15 protein-coding genes are annotated in these 19,261 nt (G+C 69.3%); 7 read left to right on the forward strand and 8 right to left on the reverse strand.

The genetic code is table 11. The features are described from left to right. The first annotated feature begins 141 nt into the window (after positions 1-141). Genes ABCR83_RS14960 through ABCR83_RS14970 form a run of 3 tightly spaced genes read left to right on the forward strand, consistent with a single transcriptional unit; the run spans position 142 to position 5,821 of the window. Complete coding sequence (locus ABCR83_RS14960; RefSeq protein WP_462695469.1) at positions 142-729, forward strand: hypothetical protein; 588 nt, start codon at positions 142-144, stop codon at positions 727-729. After that, positions 729-5,501, forward strand: a complete 4,773-nt coding sequence (locus ABCR83_RS14965; protein ID WP_462695471.1) for a putative T7SS-secreted protein — start codon at positions 729-731, stop codon at positions 5,499-5,501. The genes ABCR83_RS14960 and ABCR83_RS14965 overlap by 1 nt, the downstream gene beginning before the upstream one ends. A gap of 2 nt (positions 5,502-5,503) precedes the next feature. After that, positions 5,504-5,821, forward strand: coding sequence for a hypothetical protein (locus tag ABCR83_RS14970; RefSeq protein ID WP_462695472.1), 318 nt, complete (start codon positions 5,504-5,506; stop codon positions 5,819-5,821). 27 nt (positions 5,822-5,848) lie between these two features. Here the strand turns inward: ABCR83_RS14970 and ABCR83_RS14975 are convergent, their stop codons facing one another. From ABCR83_RS14975 to ABCR83_RS15005, 7 genes are all read right to left on the reverse strand, one after another. Next, positions 5,849-7,447, reverse strand: coding sequence for an acyl-CoA mutase large subunit family protein (locus tag ABCR83_RS14975; RefSeq protein WP_462695473.1), 1,599 nt, complete (start codon positions 7,445-7,447; stop codon positions 5,849-5,851). 229 nt (positions 7,448-7,676) lie between these two features. After that, positions 7,677-8,534, reverse strand: coding sequence for a hypothetical protein (locus ABCR83_RS14980; protein WP_462695474.1), 858 nt, complete (start codon positions 8,532-8,534; stop codon positions 7,677-7,679). A 227-nt stretch (positions 8,535-8,761) separates the two neighbouring features. Continuing rightward, complete coding sequence (locus ABCR83_RS14985) at positions 8,762-9,439, reverse strand: RNA polymerase sigma factor (RefSeq protein ID WP_462695517.1); 678 nt, start codon at positions 9,437-9,439, stop codon at positions 8,762-8,764. A 34-nt stretch (positions 9,440-9,473) separates the two neighbouring features. Continuing rightward, positions 9,474-10,394 carry a DUF4328 domain-containing protein gene (locus ABCR83_RS14990; protein WP_462695475.1) on the reverse strand — a complete coding sequence of 307 codons (921 nt, stop codon included), beginning with the start codon at positions 10,392-10,394 and terminating at the stop codon, positions 9,474-9,476. A gap of 262 nt (positions 10,395-10,656) precedes the next feature. Further along, a complete protein-coding gene (locus tag ABCR83_RS14995; RefSeq protein WP_462695476.1) occupies positions 10,657-11,544 on the reverse strand; it encodes a tyrosine-type recombinase/integrase in 888 nt (295 codons plus the stop codon). A gap of 208 nt (positions 11,545-11,752) precedes the next feature. Further along, a complete protein-coding gene (locus tag ABCR83_RS15000) occupies positions 11,753-12,331 on the reverse strand; it encodes an HD domain-containing protein (protein ID WP_462695477.1) in 579 nt (192 codons plus the stop codon). Positions 12,332-12,348: 17 nt separating this feature from the next. Beyond that, complete coding sequence (locus tag ABCR83_RS15005; protein WP_462695478.1) at positions 12,349-12,714, reverse strand: hypothetical protein; 366 nt, start codon at positions 12,712-12,714, stop codon at positions 12,349-12,351. Between the two features lie 956 nt (positions 12,715-13,670). Here ABCR83_RS15005 and ABCR83_RS15010 point away from each other — a divergent pair. The 4 genes from ABCR83_RS15010 (at position 13,671) to ABCR83_RS15025 (ending at position 16,648) form a co-directional block, all read left to right on the forward strand. Continuing rightward, positions 13,671-14,126 carry a hypothetical protein gene (locus ABCR83_RS15010; protein WP_462695479.1) on the forward strand — a complete coding sequence of 152 codons (456 nt, stop codon included), beginning with the start codon at positions 13,671-13,673 and terminating at the stop codon, positions 14,124-14,126. 229 nt (positions 14,127-14,355) lie between these two features. After that, entirely contained in the window at positions 14,356-14,586 is a 231-nt protein-coding gene (locus ABCR83_RS15015) for a hypothetical protein (protein ID WP_462695480.1), read from the forward strand. A 300-nt stretch (positions 14,587-14,886) separates the two neighbouring features. Further along, positions 14,887-15,675: an L-gamma-glutamyl-L-propargylglycine hydroxylase BesE gene (locus ABCR83_RS15020; protein ID WP_462695481.1), complete on the forward strand. Its 789-nt coding sequence runs from the start codon at positions 14,887-14,889 to the stop codon at positions 15,673-15,675. Positions 15,676-15,691: 16 nt separating this feature from the next. Continuing rightward, positions 15,692-16,648: a threonine/serine dehydratase gene (locus ABCR83_RS15025; RefSeq protein ID WP_462695482.1), complete on the forward strand. Its 957-nt coding sequence runs from the start codon at positions 15,692-15,694 to the stop codon at positions 16,646-16,648. 528 nt (positions 16,649-17,176) lie between these two features. Here ABCR83_RS15025 and ABCR83_RS15030 read toward each other — a convergent pair. Further along, entirely contained in the window at positions 17,177-19,240 is a 2,064-nt protein-coding gene (locus tag ABCR83_RS15030) for a glycosyltransferase (RefSeq protein WP_462695483.1), read from the reverse strand. Positions 19,241-19,261: the final 21 nt, after the last annotated feature.

Raw genomic sequence — 19,261 nt, forward strand, 5'->3', positions numbered from 1 at the left:
AATGACCAAGTGGGAGGAAACATCGGTTCGCTACGCTGCCTTCAGCGTGACAGGGGAGGCGAATGTGTTGCCAGTGACAGATGAGGTTTCCGCTGCCTATCCGGAATCCGTCAATCCACCGCCAATGGCCGGAGAGTTCACATGAGCGGGGGCGAGGACGGCCTCAAGGCGGGCCAGGAGGCCCTGAACACCGTGGCCAAGGGAATCAATGGCGCGATAGGCGAGTTGAAGGGACTGGGCTCGGCCGGCGAGGCGGCGGTCGGCCGGGGCTTCTCCGAACTCGCGCTATCCGGCCTGGAATCCGGTCACGAGGGTCTGACCTCGGCCTTCAAGGACTTCTGCGACCGCTGGGAATGGGGCGTACGGGCCCTCATCCACGACGGCAGCGAGTTCGCCAAGCGGGTCGGCCTGGCCGCCGGTTATTACCACGAGGGCGACCAGTATGTGAAGGACACCCTCAAGGTGACCGTCAATGCCGCGATGGGCAATCCCCATCTGACCGAGCAGCAGGTCGAGGGCAAATCCCTGCGCGAAGTGCTGGCCGACAACCCGTACACCCAGGTCCGCGACGCGGACTACAGCGCCGAGTCCTTCCGGCACACCGGTGAGAACGCCCGGCAGGTGTGGTCCAGGACCGGTGAGGACCTCAAGGACAGCCTGACCACGGGCGGTCCGACCCCCATGGGCGTGGCGATCCGGGCCGGCCGGAAGATCGAGGGCAACGGCTGATGGGCGCATTCGACTGGCTGGACAAGGCCGGCGACTGGACCGAAAAGAAGTTCGACCAGGGCAAGAAGAAGCTTGGCGAGGCGGTCGAGTGGAGCACCGACCACATCGGCGAGGGCCTGGACGCGGTCGGCGCCCACCACTTGGCGCGCAAGGTCGAGCACTGGGGCGACGAGGCCGCCTCGGATCTGGGCGCGGCGGTCGGCGAGCAGCAGCTGGGGCACACCGACGACCCCAAGGAGTTGGTCCATGGGGACGTCAAGCGGATCGACTCCGTGGTCAAGAGCCTGCGCGGCCTGCACAGCTCCTTTGACACCGCCCACTCGGGCCTGCAGAAGGTCCATGCCACGGACTGGAAGGGCGAGGGTTCACGGGCCTTCACCGCCAAGTTCGCCCCGGAACCGGCGAAATGGGCCCGGGCCGCCGACGCCTGTGAATCGGCCGCGGTGGTCCTGGAGTCCTATGCGCACACCGTCACCTGGGCCCAGGGCCAGGCCGAGGAGGCCATCCGGCTCTACAAGAAGGGCAAGGCCGCCTCCAAGAAGGCCGCGGACGAGTACAACGCCAAGGCCGACGCCTATAACGCCAAGCTCCACAAGGGAGAGGACCCCGGACCGCGACCGGGCACGTTCGAGGATCCCGGGCTGGCGGACGTCAAGGAGGCCCAGCGCCTCCTCTCCGAGGCGCGCAAGCAGCGCAATACGGTGGCGGGCGAGGCAACGGAGAAGATCGCCAAGGCCGTTGCGCACGCCCCGAAGAAGCCCGCCTTCCACAACCGGATGGAGGGCGACGCCAAGGACATCGTCGACGGTGGCTCGATCGAGCTGCTGCACTTCGGCGGCGGCATCGTCCGCTCCGGAACCGATCTGGTGAAATTCGCCCGCACCCTCAACCCCTATGACACCTACAACATCACCCACCCCGCCGAGTATCTGAACGGCGTCTCCAACACCGCCGCGGGCCTCCTCTCCTTGGCCTCCCACCCCGAACGGCTGCCCGCCGCCGTGCTCGGCACCGGCTGGGGCTCCGACCCCTCCGAGGCCGCCGGCCGCCTCACCGGCAATCTGCTGACGGCCCTGGTCACGAGCGGTGGCAGCACCGCGGCCACGATGGGCGAGCGAGTGGCGATCGGCGCCAAGCGCGGCGCCGAGGAGGCCGCGGAGAGCGGAGCGGCCCGGGCGAGCCTCAACAGGAGCCCCCAGGACCTCGCCCGTGACAACAGCACCAAGGTCTGTCTGGAGGACCCGGTCGACATCGCGACCGGCCGGATGCTCCTGCCGCAGACGGATGTGGTGCTGCCCGGTGCGCTGCCGCTGGTCTTCTCCCGGCACTTCGAATCCTCCTACCGCGCCGGACGCTGGTTCGGCCCGGCCTGGGCTAGCACCGCCGACCAGCGCCTGGAGATCGACGCCGAGGGCGTCGTCCACATCGGGGAGGACGGCGTCCTGCTGGCCTACCCGCATCCCGCTCCCGGCCTGCCCACCCTGCCCGTCAACGGCCGCCGCCGGCCGCTGGAGCGCACCCCGGACGGCAGCTACACACTGAGCGACCCCGATGGCCGCCGCACCTGGCGGTTCCGGCCGTATGACGAAGGGCTCGCCCTGCTGGCGGAGCTGACCGACCACAACGGCCACCGCATCACCTTCGGCTACGCCCCCGACGGCACCCCGACGGACATCGTCCATGACGCGGGCCGCCATATCCGCATCACCACCGACGCGGGCCGGATCACCGCGCTCCACCTGGCCGGGGCGCATGCCGAGGGCACGGATGCGGAGCTGATCCGCTACGGCTACACCGATGGCAACCTCACCGAGATCGTCAACTCCTCGGGGCAGCCCCTGCGGTTCGGCTATGACGAGCACGGCCGCATCACCTCCTGGACCGACCGCAACGGCAGTGGCTTCGACTATGTCTACGACGACCGGGACCGCTGTGTGGCACAGTCCGGCTCCGGCGGGCATCTGCGGTCCCGCTTCGCCTACGACGGCACGGACCCGGAAACCGGCCTGCGGGTCACCACCCTCACCGACTCGCTGGGCCACCTCTCCCGGTATGTGATCGACGACGCGCTGCGGGTGGTGGCCGAGCACGACCCGACGGGCGCGGTGACCCGCTTCCAATGGGGCCGTTTCAACCGGCTGTTGTCCCGGACCGACCCCCTGGGCCACACCACGGGCTTCCGCTACGACGACCATGGCCGGCTGGTGGCCGTGGTCCGCCCCGACGGCCGGGAGTCCACGGCCACCTACAACGACCTCGGCCTGCCGGAATCGGCCACCCAACCCGATGGCACCGGCTGGGAGCAGACCTTCGACGCGGCCGGAAACCGCACCTCGCTCACCGACCCCTCCGGTGCCACCACCCGCTACACCCATGACGCGCTGGGCCACCCGGCCTCGGTCACCGACGCCCTGGGCAACACCACCACAGTGCGCTGCGACGCGGCGGGGCTTCCGGTCGAGATCACCGACCCGCTGGGCGGGACGACCCGCTACCGCCGGGACGCCTTCGGCCGCATCACGGCCATCACCGATCCGCTGGGCGCCACCACCCGGCTGTCCTGGACCACCGAGGGCCAACTCGCCCGCCGGCTGGGCCCCGATGGCGCGGCACAGTCCTGGACCTATGACGGGGAGGGCAACTGCACCTCGCACACGGATGCCCTGGGCGCCGTCACGACCTATGAATACACCCACTTCGACCTGCTCACGGCCCGGACCGACCCGGACGGCGCGCGCCATGAATTCACCCATGACCCGGCCCTCCGGCTCACCGAGGTCACCAACTCCCAGGGCCTGACCTGGTCGTACGAGTACGATCCGGCCGGCCGCATCATCGCCGAGACGGACTTCGACGGCCGCACCCTGACCTATGGCCATGACGCGGCGGGGCGCCTGGTCACGCGCACCAACGCGCTGGGCGAGACCGTCGGTTACCGGCACGACGAGCTGGGCCGCCTGGTGGCCAAGAGCGTCGACGGCCGCACCACCACCTACGCCTATGACGTGGCGGGGCACCTCCAGGAGGCGTCGGATCCGGAGACGTCCCTCATCCGCCGCCGCGACCGCCTGGGCCGCATCAAGTCCGAGACCGTCGACGGCCGCACCATCACCTTCGCCTATGACGAACTCGGCCGCCGCACCCGTCGCATCACTCCCAGCGGAGCCACCAGCTCCTGGGCCTATGACGCGGCGGGACGTCCCGCCTCCATCACCGCCTCCGGTCATCGCTTCGGCCTCGAACACGATGCCGCGGGCCGCGAGATCGCCCGCCACTTCGGCCGGGGCATCACCCTCGGCCATGAGTGGGACGCGGCAGGACAGCTCACCGTCCAGTCCCTGACGGCCGCCACCCGGCTGCAGCACCGCAGTTATGCCTACCGGCCGGACGGCCACCTCACCGGCATCACCGACCAGCACACCGGCAGCCGCACCTTCGAGCTGGACGCGGCGGGCCGGGTCACCGCGGTCAATGCCCCTGGCTGGACGGAGCGTTACGCCTATGACCCGGCGGGCAACCAGACGGCGGCCGACTGGCCCGCCACCCACTCCGGCGCCGAAGCCCAGGGTCCCCGCTCCTACCACGGCACCCGCATCACCCGGGCCGGTGCCGTCCGCTATGAACACGACGCCCAGGGCCGCATCGTCCTCCGCCGGAAGACCCGCCTCTCCCGCAAACCCGACACCTGGCGCTATACCTGGGACGCCGAAGACCGCCTCACCGACGTCACCACCCCCGACGGCACCCGCTGGCACTACCGCTATGACCCCCTCGGCCGCCGCATGGCCAAACAACGCCTCACCGCCACCGGCGAGATCGCGGAGCAGGTGGACTTCACCTGGGACGGCCTCACCCTCGCCGAGCAGACCAGCACCGCCACCGGCCTCCCCAACGCCGTCACCCTCACCTGGGACCACTACGGCCCACAGCCCATCGCGCAAACCGAACGGATATCGGCCGCCCAGGCGCCCCAACAGGACGTGGACCAGCGCTTCTTCGCCATGGTCACCGACCTCATCGGCACCCCGAGCGAGCTCGTCGACGAGGACGGCGGCACGGCCTGGCGCACCCGCACCACCCTCTGGGGCACCACGGCCTGGTCCGCCGACAGCACCGCCTACACCCCGCTCCGCTTCCCGGGCCAGTACTTCGACCCCGAGACCGGCCTTCACTACAACCTCTACCGCCACTACGACCCCGAGACCGCCCGCTACCTCACTCCCGACCCGCTGGGCCTCGCCCCGGCGCCCAACCCGGCCGCCTATGTGCACAATCCACACCTCTGGGCCGACCCGCTCGGTCTGGCGCCGTGCAAACCCTCGCTCCTCGGCCGGCTGAAGGGCATGTTCAACCGGGGCGACCGGCCGGAGGCGGGCGCCGCGGTACCGGAGACGGCCCAGCCGCCCCGCATGCTGGAGGCGGGCCCGCCCGGCATCGGTGAACCCGCCGAGCTCTATGGCCCGTACCACCGGCTCTCCTCCCGGACCCAGACTCCGGAGGTCACCCAAATGGTCGTCGAATCGGGCGAGTTGTGGGGCCGGGAATCGAGATGGGGAGGCGAACCGATGGTCCAGGCGCACCGGGGCCCCATGCCGGAGAACGCCAGACCCGGCAGCTTTGAGTTCTACACATCCAGCGTGCCCAAGCCCGAGGGCAGAACGCAGCCCGGATATGTCGCCTGGGAAGTCGGCACCGACCCGGGTGTGCAGAGCCATATGGTCAACGGGGAGGAATTCGCCCGGATCCCCGTCTTCGTCACAAAGGTCAGGTAGGCATGCGCAGGATCGACGTCTCCAGTTTCCAGGGAAAGCCACAGAAGTATGTGGCTCTCATCGACATCACCACGCAGGCCGCGGAATCCCGGTGGGGCCCTCATGACCTGTCGGAGGACGACCTCGGGCCCTGGTACACCTTCGCCTTCCGGCTCGACAGCGGAATGCTGGCCGCCCTGGTCAAGGAGGTGGAGAACTCGCCGAACCAGGGCTACGCCCTGACCGCGATCGGTGAGCGGGAACCGCGCGAGATGCTCGAGGACTTCCTCGCGGATTCGGGATTCGGCGAGGACCGGGTGCTGCACCGCCCCTTCGACTGACACCCCCTGACCCGTCAGCCTGACCCGTCAGAAGGTCTCGGTGGGGACATGGGAGCCCCACACCTCGCGCAGCGCACCGCACACCTCGCCCACCGTGGCCCGGGCGCGCAGGGCGTCCTTCATCGGGAGCAGGACGTTGTCCGTACCGCCCGCCGCCGTCCGCAGGGCGCCCAGCGCCGCCTCGACCGCGCGCCCGTCCCGGCCGGCGCGCAGGGCGGCGAGGCGCTCCCGCTGCCGGGACTCGATGGCGGGGTCCACCCGCAGCGGCTCATAGGGCTCCTCCTCGTCCAGCCGGAAGCGGTTGACGCCGACCACCACGCGCTCGCCGCTGTCGGTCTGCTGGGCGATGCGGTACGCATTGCGCTCGATCTCGCCCTTCTGGAAGCCGCGTTCGATGGCGGCGACGGCGCCGCCCTGGTCCTCGACCCGGGTCATCAGGGCGAGGGCGGCGGCCTCGAGTTCATCGGTCAGGGACTCCACCACATAGGAGCCGGCGAAGGGGTCCACCGTCGCCGTCACATCGGTCTCATGGGCGAGCACCTGCTGGGTGCGCAGCGCCAGGCGGGCGGCCTTGGCGGTGGGCAGGGCGATGGCCTCGTCATAGGAGTTGGTGTGCAGGGACTGGGTGCCGCCGAGCACGGCGGCCAGTCCCTGCACCGCGACCCGCACCAGGTTCACCTCGGGCTGCTGCGCGGTGAGCTGGACGCCCGCCGTCTGGGTGTGGAAGCGGAGCATCTGCGACTTGGGGTTGCGGGCTCCGAAGTCCTCGCGCATCACCCGGGCCCACATCCGGCGCGCGGCCCGGAACTTGGCGACTTCCTCGAGGATGGTGGTGCGGGAGACGAAGAAGAACGACAGCCGTGGGGCGATGTCGTCGACATCCAGGCCGGCGGCCATGGCCGTGCGTACATACTCGATGCCGTTGGACAGTGTGAAGGCGATCTCCTGCGCCGGCGAGGCGCCCGCCTCGGCCATGTGGTAGCCGGACACCGAGATGGTGTTCCACCGGGGGAGTTCGGTTCTGCAGTAGCGGAGGATGTCGGCGGTCAGGCGGAGGGTGGGTGCGGGCGGGAAGATATAGGTGCCGCGCGCGATGTACTCCTTGAGGACGTCGTTCTGGATGGTGCCCGTCAACTTCCGGGCGTCGACGCCCTGTTCCTCGCCGACCAGCTGGTAGAGCAGCAGCAGGAGCGCGGCGGGGGCGTTGATGGTCATCGAGGTGGAGACCCGGTCGAGGGGGATGCCGTCGAAGAGCACCCGCATGTCCTCGAGGGAGTCGATGGCGACGCCGACCTTGCCGACCTCGTCGTGGGCGAGGGGCGCGTCGGAGTCGTATCCCATCTGGGTGGGCAGGTCGAAGGCGACGGACAGGCCGTGGGTGCCGTGCTCGATGAGCTGGCGGTAGCGGGCGTTGGACTCGGCGGCGGTGCCGAAGCCGGCGTACTGGCGCATGGTCCAGGGGCGGCCGGTGTACATCGTGGGGTGGACGCCCCGGGTGAAGGGGTAGCAGCCGGGTTCGCCGAGCTTGTCGTCCGGGTCCCAGTGGGCGAGTGCCCCGGGGCCGTAGACGGGCCGGATGGGGAATCCGGACTCGGTGGTCCGGGTGGTTTCCGGGTCGTGTGTCATGGGTTCGCGCCTCCCGCCGACCGGCAGTCCAGTGCAGGGACCTTAGCGGCGGGCGGGCGGGCGTGTCAGGAGACGCGCAGGCCACCCTGGGCGGCCCAAGCGGTCTCGGGGAAGCGGCACGGAGCGCGGGCAGGGCCGGGGGATTCGCCCCGCCCGCGCCGTTGCGCAGAGCCGGCGGTATGGGGGGAACAGCGGCTCATGCGCGGCCGATGACCAGTCGGCCCACTTCCTACAGCGTCAGCCCGGAGGAAAACGTCACACTCGGATCCGATGCGGAGTGCGGTGCGGGGGTCCGGCCCCGGCTCTGGTTGCGCGGCGGGGCGGGAGGCTGCCAGGGGCCATGGCTGTGCGGGGCCGGGTGATCGCCCTCGGTGTCGTCCGTGCCGTCCCCGTCGTCTCCCGTACCGCCCTGTTCCCCGTCGTCCCCGGTGGTGTCCCCGTCGGAGCCGTTGCCGTAGTCGCGCAGGAGGTCCTCGCAGTAGGCGCGGGCCTCGGCGGCTCCGCCGATGGTGCGCTCCAGGGTGCGCAGCGCGCTCTCGTCCTCCTCCCGGGAGTCCTCGGCGAGGTAGCGCCGGCAGATCTCGATGGCCCGGGCACGGGGCAGCTTGGTGCGCTTGGACTCCGGTTCGGGCGAGGCGCCGCCCTCGTCCGGTGTGCCGTCGCGGTCCTCGGGGGACACCGAAGGGCCGGCGTCGGGGCCGGCGGACGGGCCGCGCCGGTCGGTGCCGGACGCGCCCGGCCGGGGGCGCGGGGCGTCGTCGGCCCGGCCCGAGGTGCCGCCGGGATCGTCCCGGAGGCCGGGGCCGGCGGTATGCGGGCCGGGTCCGGGTGAGTTGGGGACGTTGGAGGCGGCCGTCGGCCGCCGGTCGGCGCCGCCGAAGGGGGTGGGCAGTGCGACCACACCGGCGGCGACCGCGACACCGCTCAGCGCACAGCCGACGACCGCCAGCACCAGTGCCGCCCTGGCGGGGCGGCGCAGTGCACTGCCGCGTGGTGCACGGGGGGCGCGGGGTGTGTGAGGTGTGGGGGCGGTGCGTATTTCCGGTTTCCGGTCGTTCTCCCGGGCGGCCGGTGCGGTGCCGCCCATGCGCTCATTTCGTACCGACCGTTCGGAACGTGCGGCGCGAAAGGCGGCCAGTGCCGCTTCTTCACCAGGTAGAGGTGCTTCTCCGGGTAGAGGTGTTTCTCCGGGTAGGGCTGTGCCGGGGGCGGACTCCTGGTACGCGAGGGTCCGGAGTGCCATCAGCGTCGAATCCAACCGCAGCCGCTCGGCGGCGCCTTCATCCAACCAGCCGTGCTCATGGTCGTCCGCCATCACATGTCCTTCTGCGTCCGCGCAGGCAATTGCGTCACACCACGAGAAACCGGCACTTCGCTGGGTGACCGCCGCTGCGCGGGGATGGCGTCCTGTGCCCTGAGTCCCCGCACCGCCGTCGCCTCGGTGGCCGCCGTCATCAGCTCGGCCAGCCTCCGCAGGCCACGGTGGGCGGCGGTGCGCACGGCGCCGGGCCGTTTGCCCAGCACCGTGGCGGCGGTCCTGGCGTCGAGGCCGACGACCACCCGCAGCACCACGGCCTCGGCCTGGTCCTGCGGGAGTTGGGCGATGAGGGCGAGGGCGCGCCCGGTGCCCAGGGCCTCCAGGGCCTCCCCCGCGGTGTCGGCGTTCCCGGCCCGGCCGGCGAGTTCGCTGTCGTCTCCGCCGATGGCCGGGCGCCGGCCGCGCATCCGTATGTGGTCGAGCGCGCGGTTGCGGGCGATCCTGGCGGCCCAGCCGCGGAACCGGTCGGCGTCCCCGGTGAACCGGCCCAGGTCACGGGCTATTTGGAGCCATGCCTCGGAGGTCACGTCCTCCGCGTCGGTGTCACCGACGAGCGTGCGCACATATCCGAGCAGGCGGGGTTGTACGGACCGGTAGACGGTGCGAAAGGCCGTCTCGTTCCCGCCCTGTGCCGCGCGCACCGCGACGGTCAGCTCAGCGTCATCCCCCTGCACACACACATCCTGCACCACTTGCAGAACTCTTGGCTCAGTAACCCGTAGGACCATTGCGATATGGGTTCGATTGTTGGGTGTTCGGACCATATCCGTAGCCATAGGCGGGCGGATACCCCGGGGCGAGACCATAGGGCACCGGCGGGGGCAGCGGCGGCGGCAACGGCGGCCCGGCCAGCGCACGCTGCTGCTGCATGCTGGTCAACTGCCGGATGACCAGCAGAGCGAGCACCCCGGCGACCGCGTACAGCAGAAAGCCGAAGGCGCTCAGACCGGCGAAGGTCCTCATCCACCGCGCATAGCGGTGCCAGTTGTCGAAGTTGTCGTGGTCGACGTCATCGCGCATCATCGCGTCGAACACCACATAGACCACATTCAGCGAGGTGCTGGCCAGATACCCCACCAGGTACATCACCCACCAGGAGTTCAGCAGTCCCCTGGGGGCGCGCTGCGGCCCGCCGGGGGCACTGGCCCGGTAGATGTCATTGGCGATCTGCTTGGGAAACCAGTAGCCGACCACCGGCGTGAACCAGGAGCCCACCGCCCAGCCGCTGCCGAAGCGGTGCCTGCCGGGCGCGAACACCTCGGCATTGAGCCGGACGTCCCGGAACCAGACCACCCACAGCGCGGCCGTCGCGAGTTGCAGCACACCGAACGCCAGATAGGCCACATCGAACAGGGCGTCGGCGTCGGTGGCCCGCTTGGCGGCGCCCTGGCTCTCGTCGAGAACGGCCGTGATCGCACCGCGCTGTTGGAAGCGCGCCACGGCCAGCAGCAGCAGCGCCAGCAGAGTCAGGGTCAACAGCACATTCAACGCGACCCGTACGCCCCGGCGCAGATCCACCCCGGCCATCGGCGGCGCCGGGGGCAGCGGCGGCTGCCCCTGGGCACCGCATACGGCACAGCGGCCGTCCTGACCCACGGCGGCGGCACGGCAGTTACCGCACGGATACATCTTTTCGAACCCCCAGAGAACCCCGGCACAGCGGACCCGCACGTTACGGGCAGTGACCCCGCCGCGTCCAGACGAGCCGACGCCCCGGGGCGAACCCCTGTGCAACGCTCGGTGTGACGAAATCCGGGCGTCCGGCGCTGAAGGAAGTGCGTACCCCACCAGGGTCCGCACTTGGATGACGGCCGTGACCTCTCCTGTGGGGGGTGGCGGTCCCGGCCGTCGTCCGTTACTTCCATGCCCTGAACTGGGGCTATGCGGGCTGCTACCCGCCAGCGTGACCAGCGGCGTGACCAACGCGGCCAGGTGGCTCGATGTTCCCCAGGCCAATGCGCTGAGCCGTACCGGACGCCGACTTGCGGGCCCCTTCGACCCGGCGCTTACCGTACTGGGCCATGGTGTAGCCCGGCGAATGGTGCCGGACATTCGCGGAGACCTCGACGGGGTTCTCTCCGGCTTCCAGGTCGTTCGTGACCTTACTGTGCCGCCAGTCGTGAACACGGAACCTCTCCGGGAGATCCAGCCGAGTGCGGGCCTTACGCCAGCGGGCACTGACCTGACCGGCATCCTGCGGATCTCCCGGCCTGAGCCCGGCGTCATGGAGCCTGTATCCGTCGCGGGCAAAGACGAGACCGCGTTCGACCCAGCGCGAGCCGAGCCGCTCCTTCCATTCCTGCTGGCGCTCCCGCTGTACTTTGAGCACGCCCATCAGCGCCGGATCGACGTAGATGATGGCATTGTCATCCCCATCCTTGGTGAGGCGCCGAAGGACGCTCTTGTGGCCAACCTCGACGACGACCCACTCCAGCTCGATCGCACAGTCCTCCCAGTGGATGAGGTCCCACATCATGCCCAGGGCCTCACTGCGGCGGACCCCCGTCGCGGTGTAGGTCGTCCACAGCGGTGCATCGCGCGTGCAGTGATGCAGCGGGCCGCAGCCGCGTCGTCCGCACGGTCTCCAGATGTCCTCAAGAAAGCGGGTGGTACCCGCGTCGTCGAGCGTCACGAACTTGCGCTGCTGTGCCTTGATCTGCCGGACAGTGGGCGGCTTGGCGGTGGCCGCCGGATTAGCCGGGATCAGCTTCTTCGCCACCGCAGCCTGAAACGCGCCCGACAAGATGTTGTGAACGTGCCGAACCGACTTGGCACCCAAGGGCTTACCCCCCCTTACTCGGGTGCGGCACCGTTTCTAGCCTGCGGTACAGGACGTCAAGGTCGTCGTCGGTCACGTCCTTGAGTTTCTTAATAAAAGGGTCGCCCTGATGGAAACAAGTTAGGACCCCCTCCCGAAAGAGGGGGTCCTGAAAGGGGGAATGGGGTGCTGCGGGTCAGGGATTCCTATTTCATGCTTCCTGGTCCACTCAGGGAAGATACGTTTCCTGCCACTGCACCGAGGTCATTTGCAAGGCCGCTTCAGCAAGGGACTGAGCTGAAGCCGTCTTGAGCCTAGAACGGCTGGTATCGATCCAGTTTTGAACGTTCTGGTAACCCTGTTCTCGGTACTCCACAGCCTGGATGAGGCATTCCAATTTGTCGGCATCACGGGCGCAGAGAACCTCCAGGCTTGTGCCGTTCTCATACTCCCTCACGATGTGCCCGACACCGGCCCTCACGGCAGGATGCGCGGCAGAGACCTGGTCCGTGGTTACCTTCTCGTTCGAAGCCGCGCTCAAGTACCGGCGCCCGATGTGCGGGATGTCCCCGACTCGGGTCTCCTGGGTGTCGTGGAATAGGCACATGAGAGCCACCTTGGCGGGGTCGGCACCCTCCATCATCGCCAGCACCGAACCAACGATTCCCACCCGGAACGAATGCTCTGCGATCGACTCCGGATCCTTCACTCCAGCGATCCACCATCCAGACCTCTTGGCCCGCTTCAGCATTCCCATTTCCAACAGGAAGCCGGCCGTGCCGTCGGCGTGGGCCATGTCGTCCGTCATATGGTGCCCTCCGATTGTCAGTTGGGGTTCTCGCGTAGAAGGTATGTCACCATCCCCAACTCCTGTCGAGCCCTTGGAGAGATACCTCCCTCGTCAAGGATCCGCTCGGTGTGAACTCTGAGGGCTAGGCCAAGGGATGGTGCTGCTTGAGGCAACCATGGGAACGCATGGAAGAGGGCCCAGAGGGAATGTGCGTATAGCTCTACGTAGGTTGGCGCCTCGTCCAGCCCTTGTATGAGGCGCCGGAGCAGCGTCACCGGATCCCAGTCGGCGAGGTCGTGATCGAGCATGAAACCGTCATCCGCCTGGGGAGCACTGCCCGCTCCAAGCCAGTAGGCCCAGTAGTTGAGGTTCGCCGCTTCGGCCGCGTCATCGTCCGCCAAGGACCGGTCAATGAAGTCCAGCAGAGGTTGCTGGTCCCCCTGGCGCGCAAGCGCCGTGGCGACCGAACGGGCTTCTGCCCAGTGCGCTGACCAACCGCGGACGGCGAGCACTCCTCGTCGGCGGTGCAGGGTGTGCGAAGTCCAAGCCGGCGCCCCGGGGTCCCGGTCATACGAGGTGAGGTATAGCGCCTGGCGGCGAAGCAGGGCTGCGGCATCGCCCGCTCGATGAGCTGCTTCGGCAGTGTCGCGCAGGTGCGAGAACAGCTCGTGCTTCTCCTGCGCCGGAAGCTGCGGGCTGGTCGGTACAGCGCCTCGCCGGGAAGATCTCGGCAAGCTGGCGATCAAGGGCGGTGGCGTCCCGTTCACGGCCCAAGCGATCATGTGTGCAGTGCTCCGCGTGTGCACCCATTCCGCTAGGGGGTGCTGTTCAGGTTGCCGCGGTGGGTTCAGGGTGGCGCCAATGATTCGATCGGCGTCCATGGCTGGGTCGAGGAGCTGGACGACTGCCTGATCTGCTCCTAGGGCTGGTAGCCGTCGCCGCAGGTCTAACAACGCCCCAGCCCTCATGTTGGTCAGTGGGCGGCGTCCTGATTCCCAGCCCTGCACCGTGGCGAGGTCCACATCCAAGGCTTCGGCAAAGCCCGCCTGTGTGCAGGGGATGCCCTCACGGGCCAGGCGCAAGACGTAACCAGTGATGGCGCCAGTGACGGAGCGGCGACGTGCTGCCGGTCTCGTAGTCATGGTGGCTCCCCGAGCGTGTTCACCCTCGGAACACGTACTCGCAGTCAGTCCTATCGCATCTGCCTCGACCGTACGTTCATGGCGCGGAAATGGCCAGGGTCCCGTTGTGGGCGCCGAGTTGACTTCGCGGCGCACCGCCGCCCCTCGACCGGATCCGACCGGTCCAAGGCATACCTGAGAGGAATGTGAAGCGTGATGCATCGGGTGGAGAACCGATGACGAACCAGACCGAGGGATGCGAGCGCATGAATCAGTCGTCCAACAAGGCTCGGCGCCGCAACATCGCGAACGCAGCCAGCGGCTTACCTGATCGGGTGCATGTCGCTCTCTACGCCTGCATCCACGACGGCCGCGACCCCAAAGAGGTAATGGCGTACGTCCGCGCTCAGGCCGAGGCCCGTGACTGGGTTGTGCGCGCCATGTACTACGACCGTGCGCACCTGACCTCGATCCGGACCGACCGGAGGGCCTGGCACAAGGTCCAGCGCCTGCTGAAGACGCGGGAGGTGTCGGGGCTCGTTGCCCGGAGCGAGGGCGAGATCGCCTACTCGGCCCAGGGCGGGCAGTGGTTCCGGGATTGGATGCTTGCCTTGCCCGCCTTCGCCGTCTATGTGGGCGAGCCGTCGTTCGGGTCGTCGGCCGGGGAGTCCTCGTCGGAGGCTGTTCGATGACCTATCGCAGAGGCCAGTTGGGTGACCGGCCGTCCGTGAAGATGACGATGAGGGTGTCACGGGACGGTGGTCGCACGTGGGGGGCGACGGCGTGTGTGGCGTCCGTCAAGGAAGGGGTGGATCAGGGGAGTTGTGCCTTCCCGCCGTGTTCCTGTGCCGTGTGTGTGCAGAAGCGGCGTGAGGAGCAGAAGTCGGTGCAGTCGCCGGGATCGCCGTCTGAGGAGCACTCATGCTGACGGCCCCGCCCATGTGGCCCTTGAAGCCCATGATCCTCCTGCCGCACACGGGCGGCCCGCGCACCAACCCGCCGACGCCACCGGACGACGAATGCGGCGTGTGCAACCGCTTCCAGGGCGCCATCGGGGCAGCGGTAGAACGCAAGGACTTTGTCACCGCGGCGAAGTACAGCGACGCTCTGAAGGACCACCAGCGGGAGGCGCACAAGGAGGCGCCACGGTGACTCAACTACCGAGCGGTGACGGAAAGGTCGTTGGCACTACTGATCGCGATGATCACCTGCGCGTCGTGCATTGAGGTCTGGTTCGCCGTTCACGGCGGCGCCAGCCACTTCTAGGCCCCGTCCCCCTGCCGACTCAAGAGCCACCGATCCATTCCCTCTAGCGGAGGGGCAGGCGCCAACGCCCGCCCGGTCGCCCCCTTGTTGGTGAGGACGATCCGGCCGGGCGGGTGCGCACAGCAGGAAGGCGAGCAGAACCACCCAACCCACCAATCGTCAGGAGAAGATATGCACACCTCCACTGTGCTCGACCCGCTGTTCGTAGCGACTGACGTCGTGGCCTTCATTGACCGGCACTTGGCGAATCTCGCCGCCGGTACCGTCGCAGCCGTGCGCGTCCCCAACTTCCTCGACGAAGAGGCGTGCGACGCAGTGTCGAAGTCGGTGGACCAACTCCCGACCGCCAGCTACGACCCGGAGCGGGTTCCCATTCCGATCGTCCGCTTCGGCCCCGCACTGAACGACCACCGCACACCCAAGGGGCAACTGGACGAGCCCAGTTACTGGGAAGCAGCCGAGGCAGCTCGTCTTGCGTGGCAGCGGGCCGGGATGCGCCCCGACCCGATTGCCGTGTCCCTCGCCAGGCTCGGCACTGCGTGGGGCGCTGCTGTTGTCCCGGCGACCATCCGCGGCCGGGCCGTGTTCGGCGGCACGCTGCGGGAGATCAACCACGGCGCACTGATCCACTACGACGACATCGGCCGCGAATACCCTTCCGGTCTGTTCGATCAGGAGATCGTTGCTCAGCTCGCGTTCAACGTGTGGATCGCCGCGCCTGACGGTGGCGGCGCCACCACGGTGTGGCGGCATCGGTGGGAACCCGCCGACGAACAGCACCGCACCGCCTACGGGTACGCCAAAGAGACGGTCCGGGGCTGCCAGAAAGTGACGGTAGTCCCCGAGCCGGGAGACGCGCTGATGTTCAACCCGGTGAACTTCCACGAGGTGGGCCCCAACCTCCGGGGAAGGCGGCTAGCGTTCGCCTTCTTCCTCGCCCTGACCACCACCGGCCAGCTCATCACCTGGTCCTGAACAGGAGTGACCAACTGTGGAACCGCTGACGTGCGACGACATTAAGGCCGCCGCCGACTGGATCTCGGGGCACGTCCGCCCGGTGACCGTAGCCCCTGTGGACCGCGGTGCCACCGGCAGTCCTGACACCGCGGTGTGGCTGGCGCTGGAGTACATGCAGCACACCGGCTCGTTCAAGGCCCGTGGCGCCCGGAATTTCATCGTCGCGCACCGTGAGGCGGGCACTTTGCCCAAGGCAGGGGTGACCATCGCCTCTGGCGGGAACGCCGGGCTGGCGTGTGCCTGGGCGGCCCAGGCCGAGGGCGTGAAGGCGACCGTATTCCTGCCCGAGACCGCCCCCAAGGTGAAAGCCACCCGTCTGCGGATGTACGGGGCCGACGTACGGCGGACAGGTGCCGAGTACGCCGAGGCCCTGGCCGCCTGCGAAGCCTTCACCGTCAAAACCGGGGCACTCGCCTCGCACGCCTACGACAATCCCCTGATCGCCGCCGGCGCCGGAACCCTCCTGGACGAGATCCGGGGCAGGGTGCCCGGGCTAGGCACGGTAGTGGTTGCTGTCGGCGGTGGCGGCCTCTTCGCCGGCATCGCAACAGCCGCCCACCAGCACGGTGTTCGGGTCGTCGCTGCAGAACCCGAAAACTGCCGCGCCCTGAACGCGGCGATTGAGGCCGGACGAGTTGTCGACGTCCCGGTGGGTTCGGTCGCGGCTGACTCCCTCGGCGCCCGCCGCACCTCACAGATGGCCCTGCACGCCGCCCAGACCGGTGACGTACGGTCGCTGCTCGTGCCGGACACCGAGATCGTGCGTGCCCGGCAAGCCCTGTGGGACCACCGCCGCATCGCGGTCGAGCACGGCGCAGCCTGTGCGCTCTCCGTACTCACCAGCGGGGTGTACGTACCGGAGGCGGGGGAAACGGTGGCGGTAGTGCTGTGTGGTGCCAACACCGATCCATCCGACCTGATCCAGTCATAAGTCCCTGGGTCCCGATTAGGGGAAGTAGACGACAGGCAGGGCCCTACGCGGCCATCCTGAACGAGGCCACGGAGTGCACGAGCGGAACCCTGCATGAGGGTCAGCTCGACAACCCCGCGCACGGATGGGTGGAAGCCGCGCGAGACACCGATGGTTGGGTTGTTGGTCCTGGTGTGAGCCCCCGGGGGAGTACGGTCTCCGCGGCCGTCCCGTCGGTGGAGGCGGCTGGCTGGTGGCTGCACGGCTACTACGCCCACGCACAGGACCCGCTAGACCCTCGCTGATCCGACGAGAGAAGCCCCACCGAATCACATCGGCGGGGCTTCGCCTTGTCCGGGCGGCGTGACCAGCGCATGACCAGTAGCGGCCAAGAACAGTCAGAAACAGCGGGATAGAGGCAGCACAAGGACTAAGAGGCGGACCCCCAACCGGTCGACAAAATTCCTGGTCAGGGGCCCACTTACGCACTAATCAGGTGGGGGGTGGCGGTCCCGGCCGTCGTCCGTCATCCGTCCCGGCGCCCGGGCGCTACACCTCTTCCGCGGCCGCGTCCTTGACCGCGATCGTCAGGTCGTTGGTCACCGTGAAGTACGGGCGCAGCCGCACCTCTCCGCAGCTCGCGGCCGGGAAGGTGTCGATGCCCTTGCGGTCGGCGAAGTCACCGGTGAGGCGGCCGACGCGGACCAGCGCGGCTCCGGCGGCCGGCCGCACATGGAGATCCCACAGGTCCTGCTCGGGGTGGTGCCGCTGCCGCATCGGCTCATGGGGCAGCACCCCGGTGCCGTCCTCGAGCGGCACCCGGACGTCACCGGCCGAGCCGTCCCCGTCGCGCAGCCGGGCGATCAGTTCGGCGCCCTCGCGCAGCACGGTGCCATGGGTGCGGACGGTGACGGCGATGCCGTCCTCGCCGACCCGGACGCCGGTGGCCTCGGCGTGCTCGGGGCGCTGCCAGGTGCGGACGGCGAGGAAGCCGTCGTTGGTCTCGTACGGCACCCAGGCGGTGAACGCGGCAGCGGCGGGCGCCAGGTCGAGCAGCGCCTTCTGTTCGACCAGGGCCGCGGTCAGGCGGCGGCGGGACTTGTCGTCGGAGCGCTCGGTGTAGCTGTCCCAGCGGCCTTCGGACAGGGTGTGCGCGGCGCGTTCGACGCGGGCCTCGATCCAGTCGCCCGCTTCGCGGCGCTGGCCGGGCAGCGGCACCCGGATGCTCTCCTTGCCCTTGCTGCCGCGGTGCCGCAGCAGCAGATGGGTGTCGGCGGGGGTGAGCTGGTCGGCGCGCAGCCGCACGGTGAGCGAGCCATCGGCGTCGACGGCGCACCGGGCCTCGGGGTTGGTGACCTCGGCCGCCTTGCCGGGTCCGGCGGCCGGCCGCGGTTTGCGTCCGGCGCCGAGCAGGCCGCGCAGGAAGCCGCCCTTCTTGGCGCCGGCCGCCGTCGACCCGGGGCGCAGTTCCTCGAAGAGCTGCTCATAGCGGCGGGCGATGGTGTCGGGTTCATAGCGGTGCGCGGCGGTGCGGGCGGCAGCGCCGAGGCGGGCCCGGAGTCCGGCATCGCCGGTGAGTTTGAGGAGGGCCTCGGCGTAGGCGTCGATGGTGTCCTTCTCGTCCAGCGGGACCAGGATGCCGTCGGTGCCGTCGGTGAGGATCTCGCGGGGTCCGTAGGGGCAGTCGGTGGCGACGACCGGGAGCCCGGCGTGCATGGCCTCGACGATGGTCATGCCGAAGGACTCGGCGTCGGAGGCGACGGCGGCGACGGCTCCCTTGGACCACTCGGTCTCGATGGGCGAGCGGGCGCCCATCAGGGTGATGCGCTCATAGAGGCCGAGTTCCTCGATCTGCTTGCGGAGCTTGGCCTTTGCCGGGCCCCGGCCGTAGATCCGCAGGTTCCAGCCGGGGCGTTCGGCGGCGATCTGGGCGAAGGCGGCGATGAGCCGGTCATAGCGCTTGACCGCCACCAGGCGGCCGGCCGAGACGATGGTCCTGGAGGTGCCGTCGGAGGGCTGGGCGGCGGGCGCCGGAACGGCGTTGGGGATGGCGAGGATGCGCGCCCCGGCGTCCGGGAGGGCGTCCCGGTAGTGGCCCGCGTCCGCCTCGGAGACGGTGGCGAAGGCGTCCAGGGCGGCGATCGCCGGGTCCATGACCTGGTGCAGCTCGGGGAGGTGTGCCTCATGGGTGAGGTGTTCCTGGCCGATGCGCAGATAGCGGTCGCTGCCGTGCCGGGCGAGGTAGCCGATGAGCTTGGGGCGGGTGGCGATGACGACATCGGCGTCGGTGGCGGCGAGGTGGGCGGCGACGCGCTGGTCGGTGAGGGCGGTGGCCGCCATCCGGCCGTTGTCGATGCGTTCGTCGCGGAAGACCTCGCTGGGCTGCTGGTTGAGCGGGGACGCGTATTCGTCGCCTTCGGTGCCCTCCCGCAGGTCGACCAGCGGGGTCAGGCGCACCCGCGGGTCGATGGCGAGCTCGGGTTGGTCCGCCGGGCGGTTGACGCTGGTGATGCGCACTTCGTGCCGGTCCGCGAGGGCGGTGGCGAGGTTGACGGTCGAGCGGATGGTTCCGCCGATCCCGTACGCGTTGTGGAGCAGGAATTCGATCTTCATCGGTGGGGCCCTCGTTCGCGG

It is taken from the genome of Streptomyces xingningensis (assembly GCF_054957865.1).

Bases quoted from the DNA above. Each gene is read 5' to 3' on its own strand.
- ABCR83_RS15015 (WP_462695480.1), top strand. From the start codon at position 14,356: ATGCTGACGGCCCCGCCCATGTGGCCCTTGAAGCCCATGATCCTCCTG.
- ABCR83_RS14960 (WP_462695469.1), top strand. From the start codon at position 142: ATGAGCGGGGGCGAGGACGGCCTCAAGGCGGGCCAGGAGGCCCTGAAC.
- ABCR83_RS14970 (WP_462695472.1), top strand. From the start codon at position 5,504: ATGCGCAGGATCGACGTCTCCAGTTTCCAGGGAAAGCCACAGAAGTAT.
- ABCR83_RS15000 (WP_462695477.1), bottom strand. From the start codon at position 12,331: ATGACGGACGACATGGCCCACGCCGACGGCACGGCCGGCTTCCTGTTG.
- ABCR83_RS14965 (WP_462695471.1), top strand. From the start codon at position 729: ATGGGCGCATTCGACTGGCTGGACAAGGCCGGCGACTGGACCGAAAAG.
- ABCR83_RS14980 (WP_462695474.1), bottom strand. From the start codon at position 8,534: ATGGGCGGCACCGCACCGGCCGCCCGGGAGAACGACCGGAAACCGGAA.
- ABCR83_RS15030 (WP_462695483.1), bottom strand. From the start codon at position 19,240: ATGAAGATCGAATTCCTGCTCCACAACGCGTACGGGATCGGCGGAACC.
- ABCR83_RS14975 (WP_462695473.1), bottom strand. From the start codon at position 7,447: ATGACACACGACCCGGAAACCACCCGGACCACCGAGTCCGGATTCCCC.
- ABCR83_RS15010 (WP_462695479.1), top strand. From the start codon at position 13,671: ATGACGAACCAGACCGAGGGATGCGAGCGCATGAATCAGTCGTCCAAC.
- ABCR83_RS14990 (WP_462695475.1), bottom strand. From the start codon at position 10,394: ATGTATCCGTGCGGTAACTGCCGTGCCGCCGCCGTGGGTCAGGACGGC.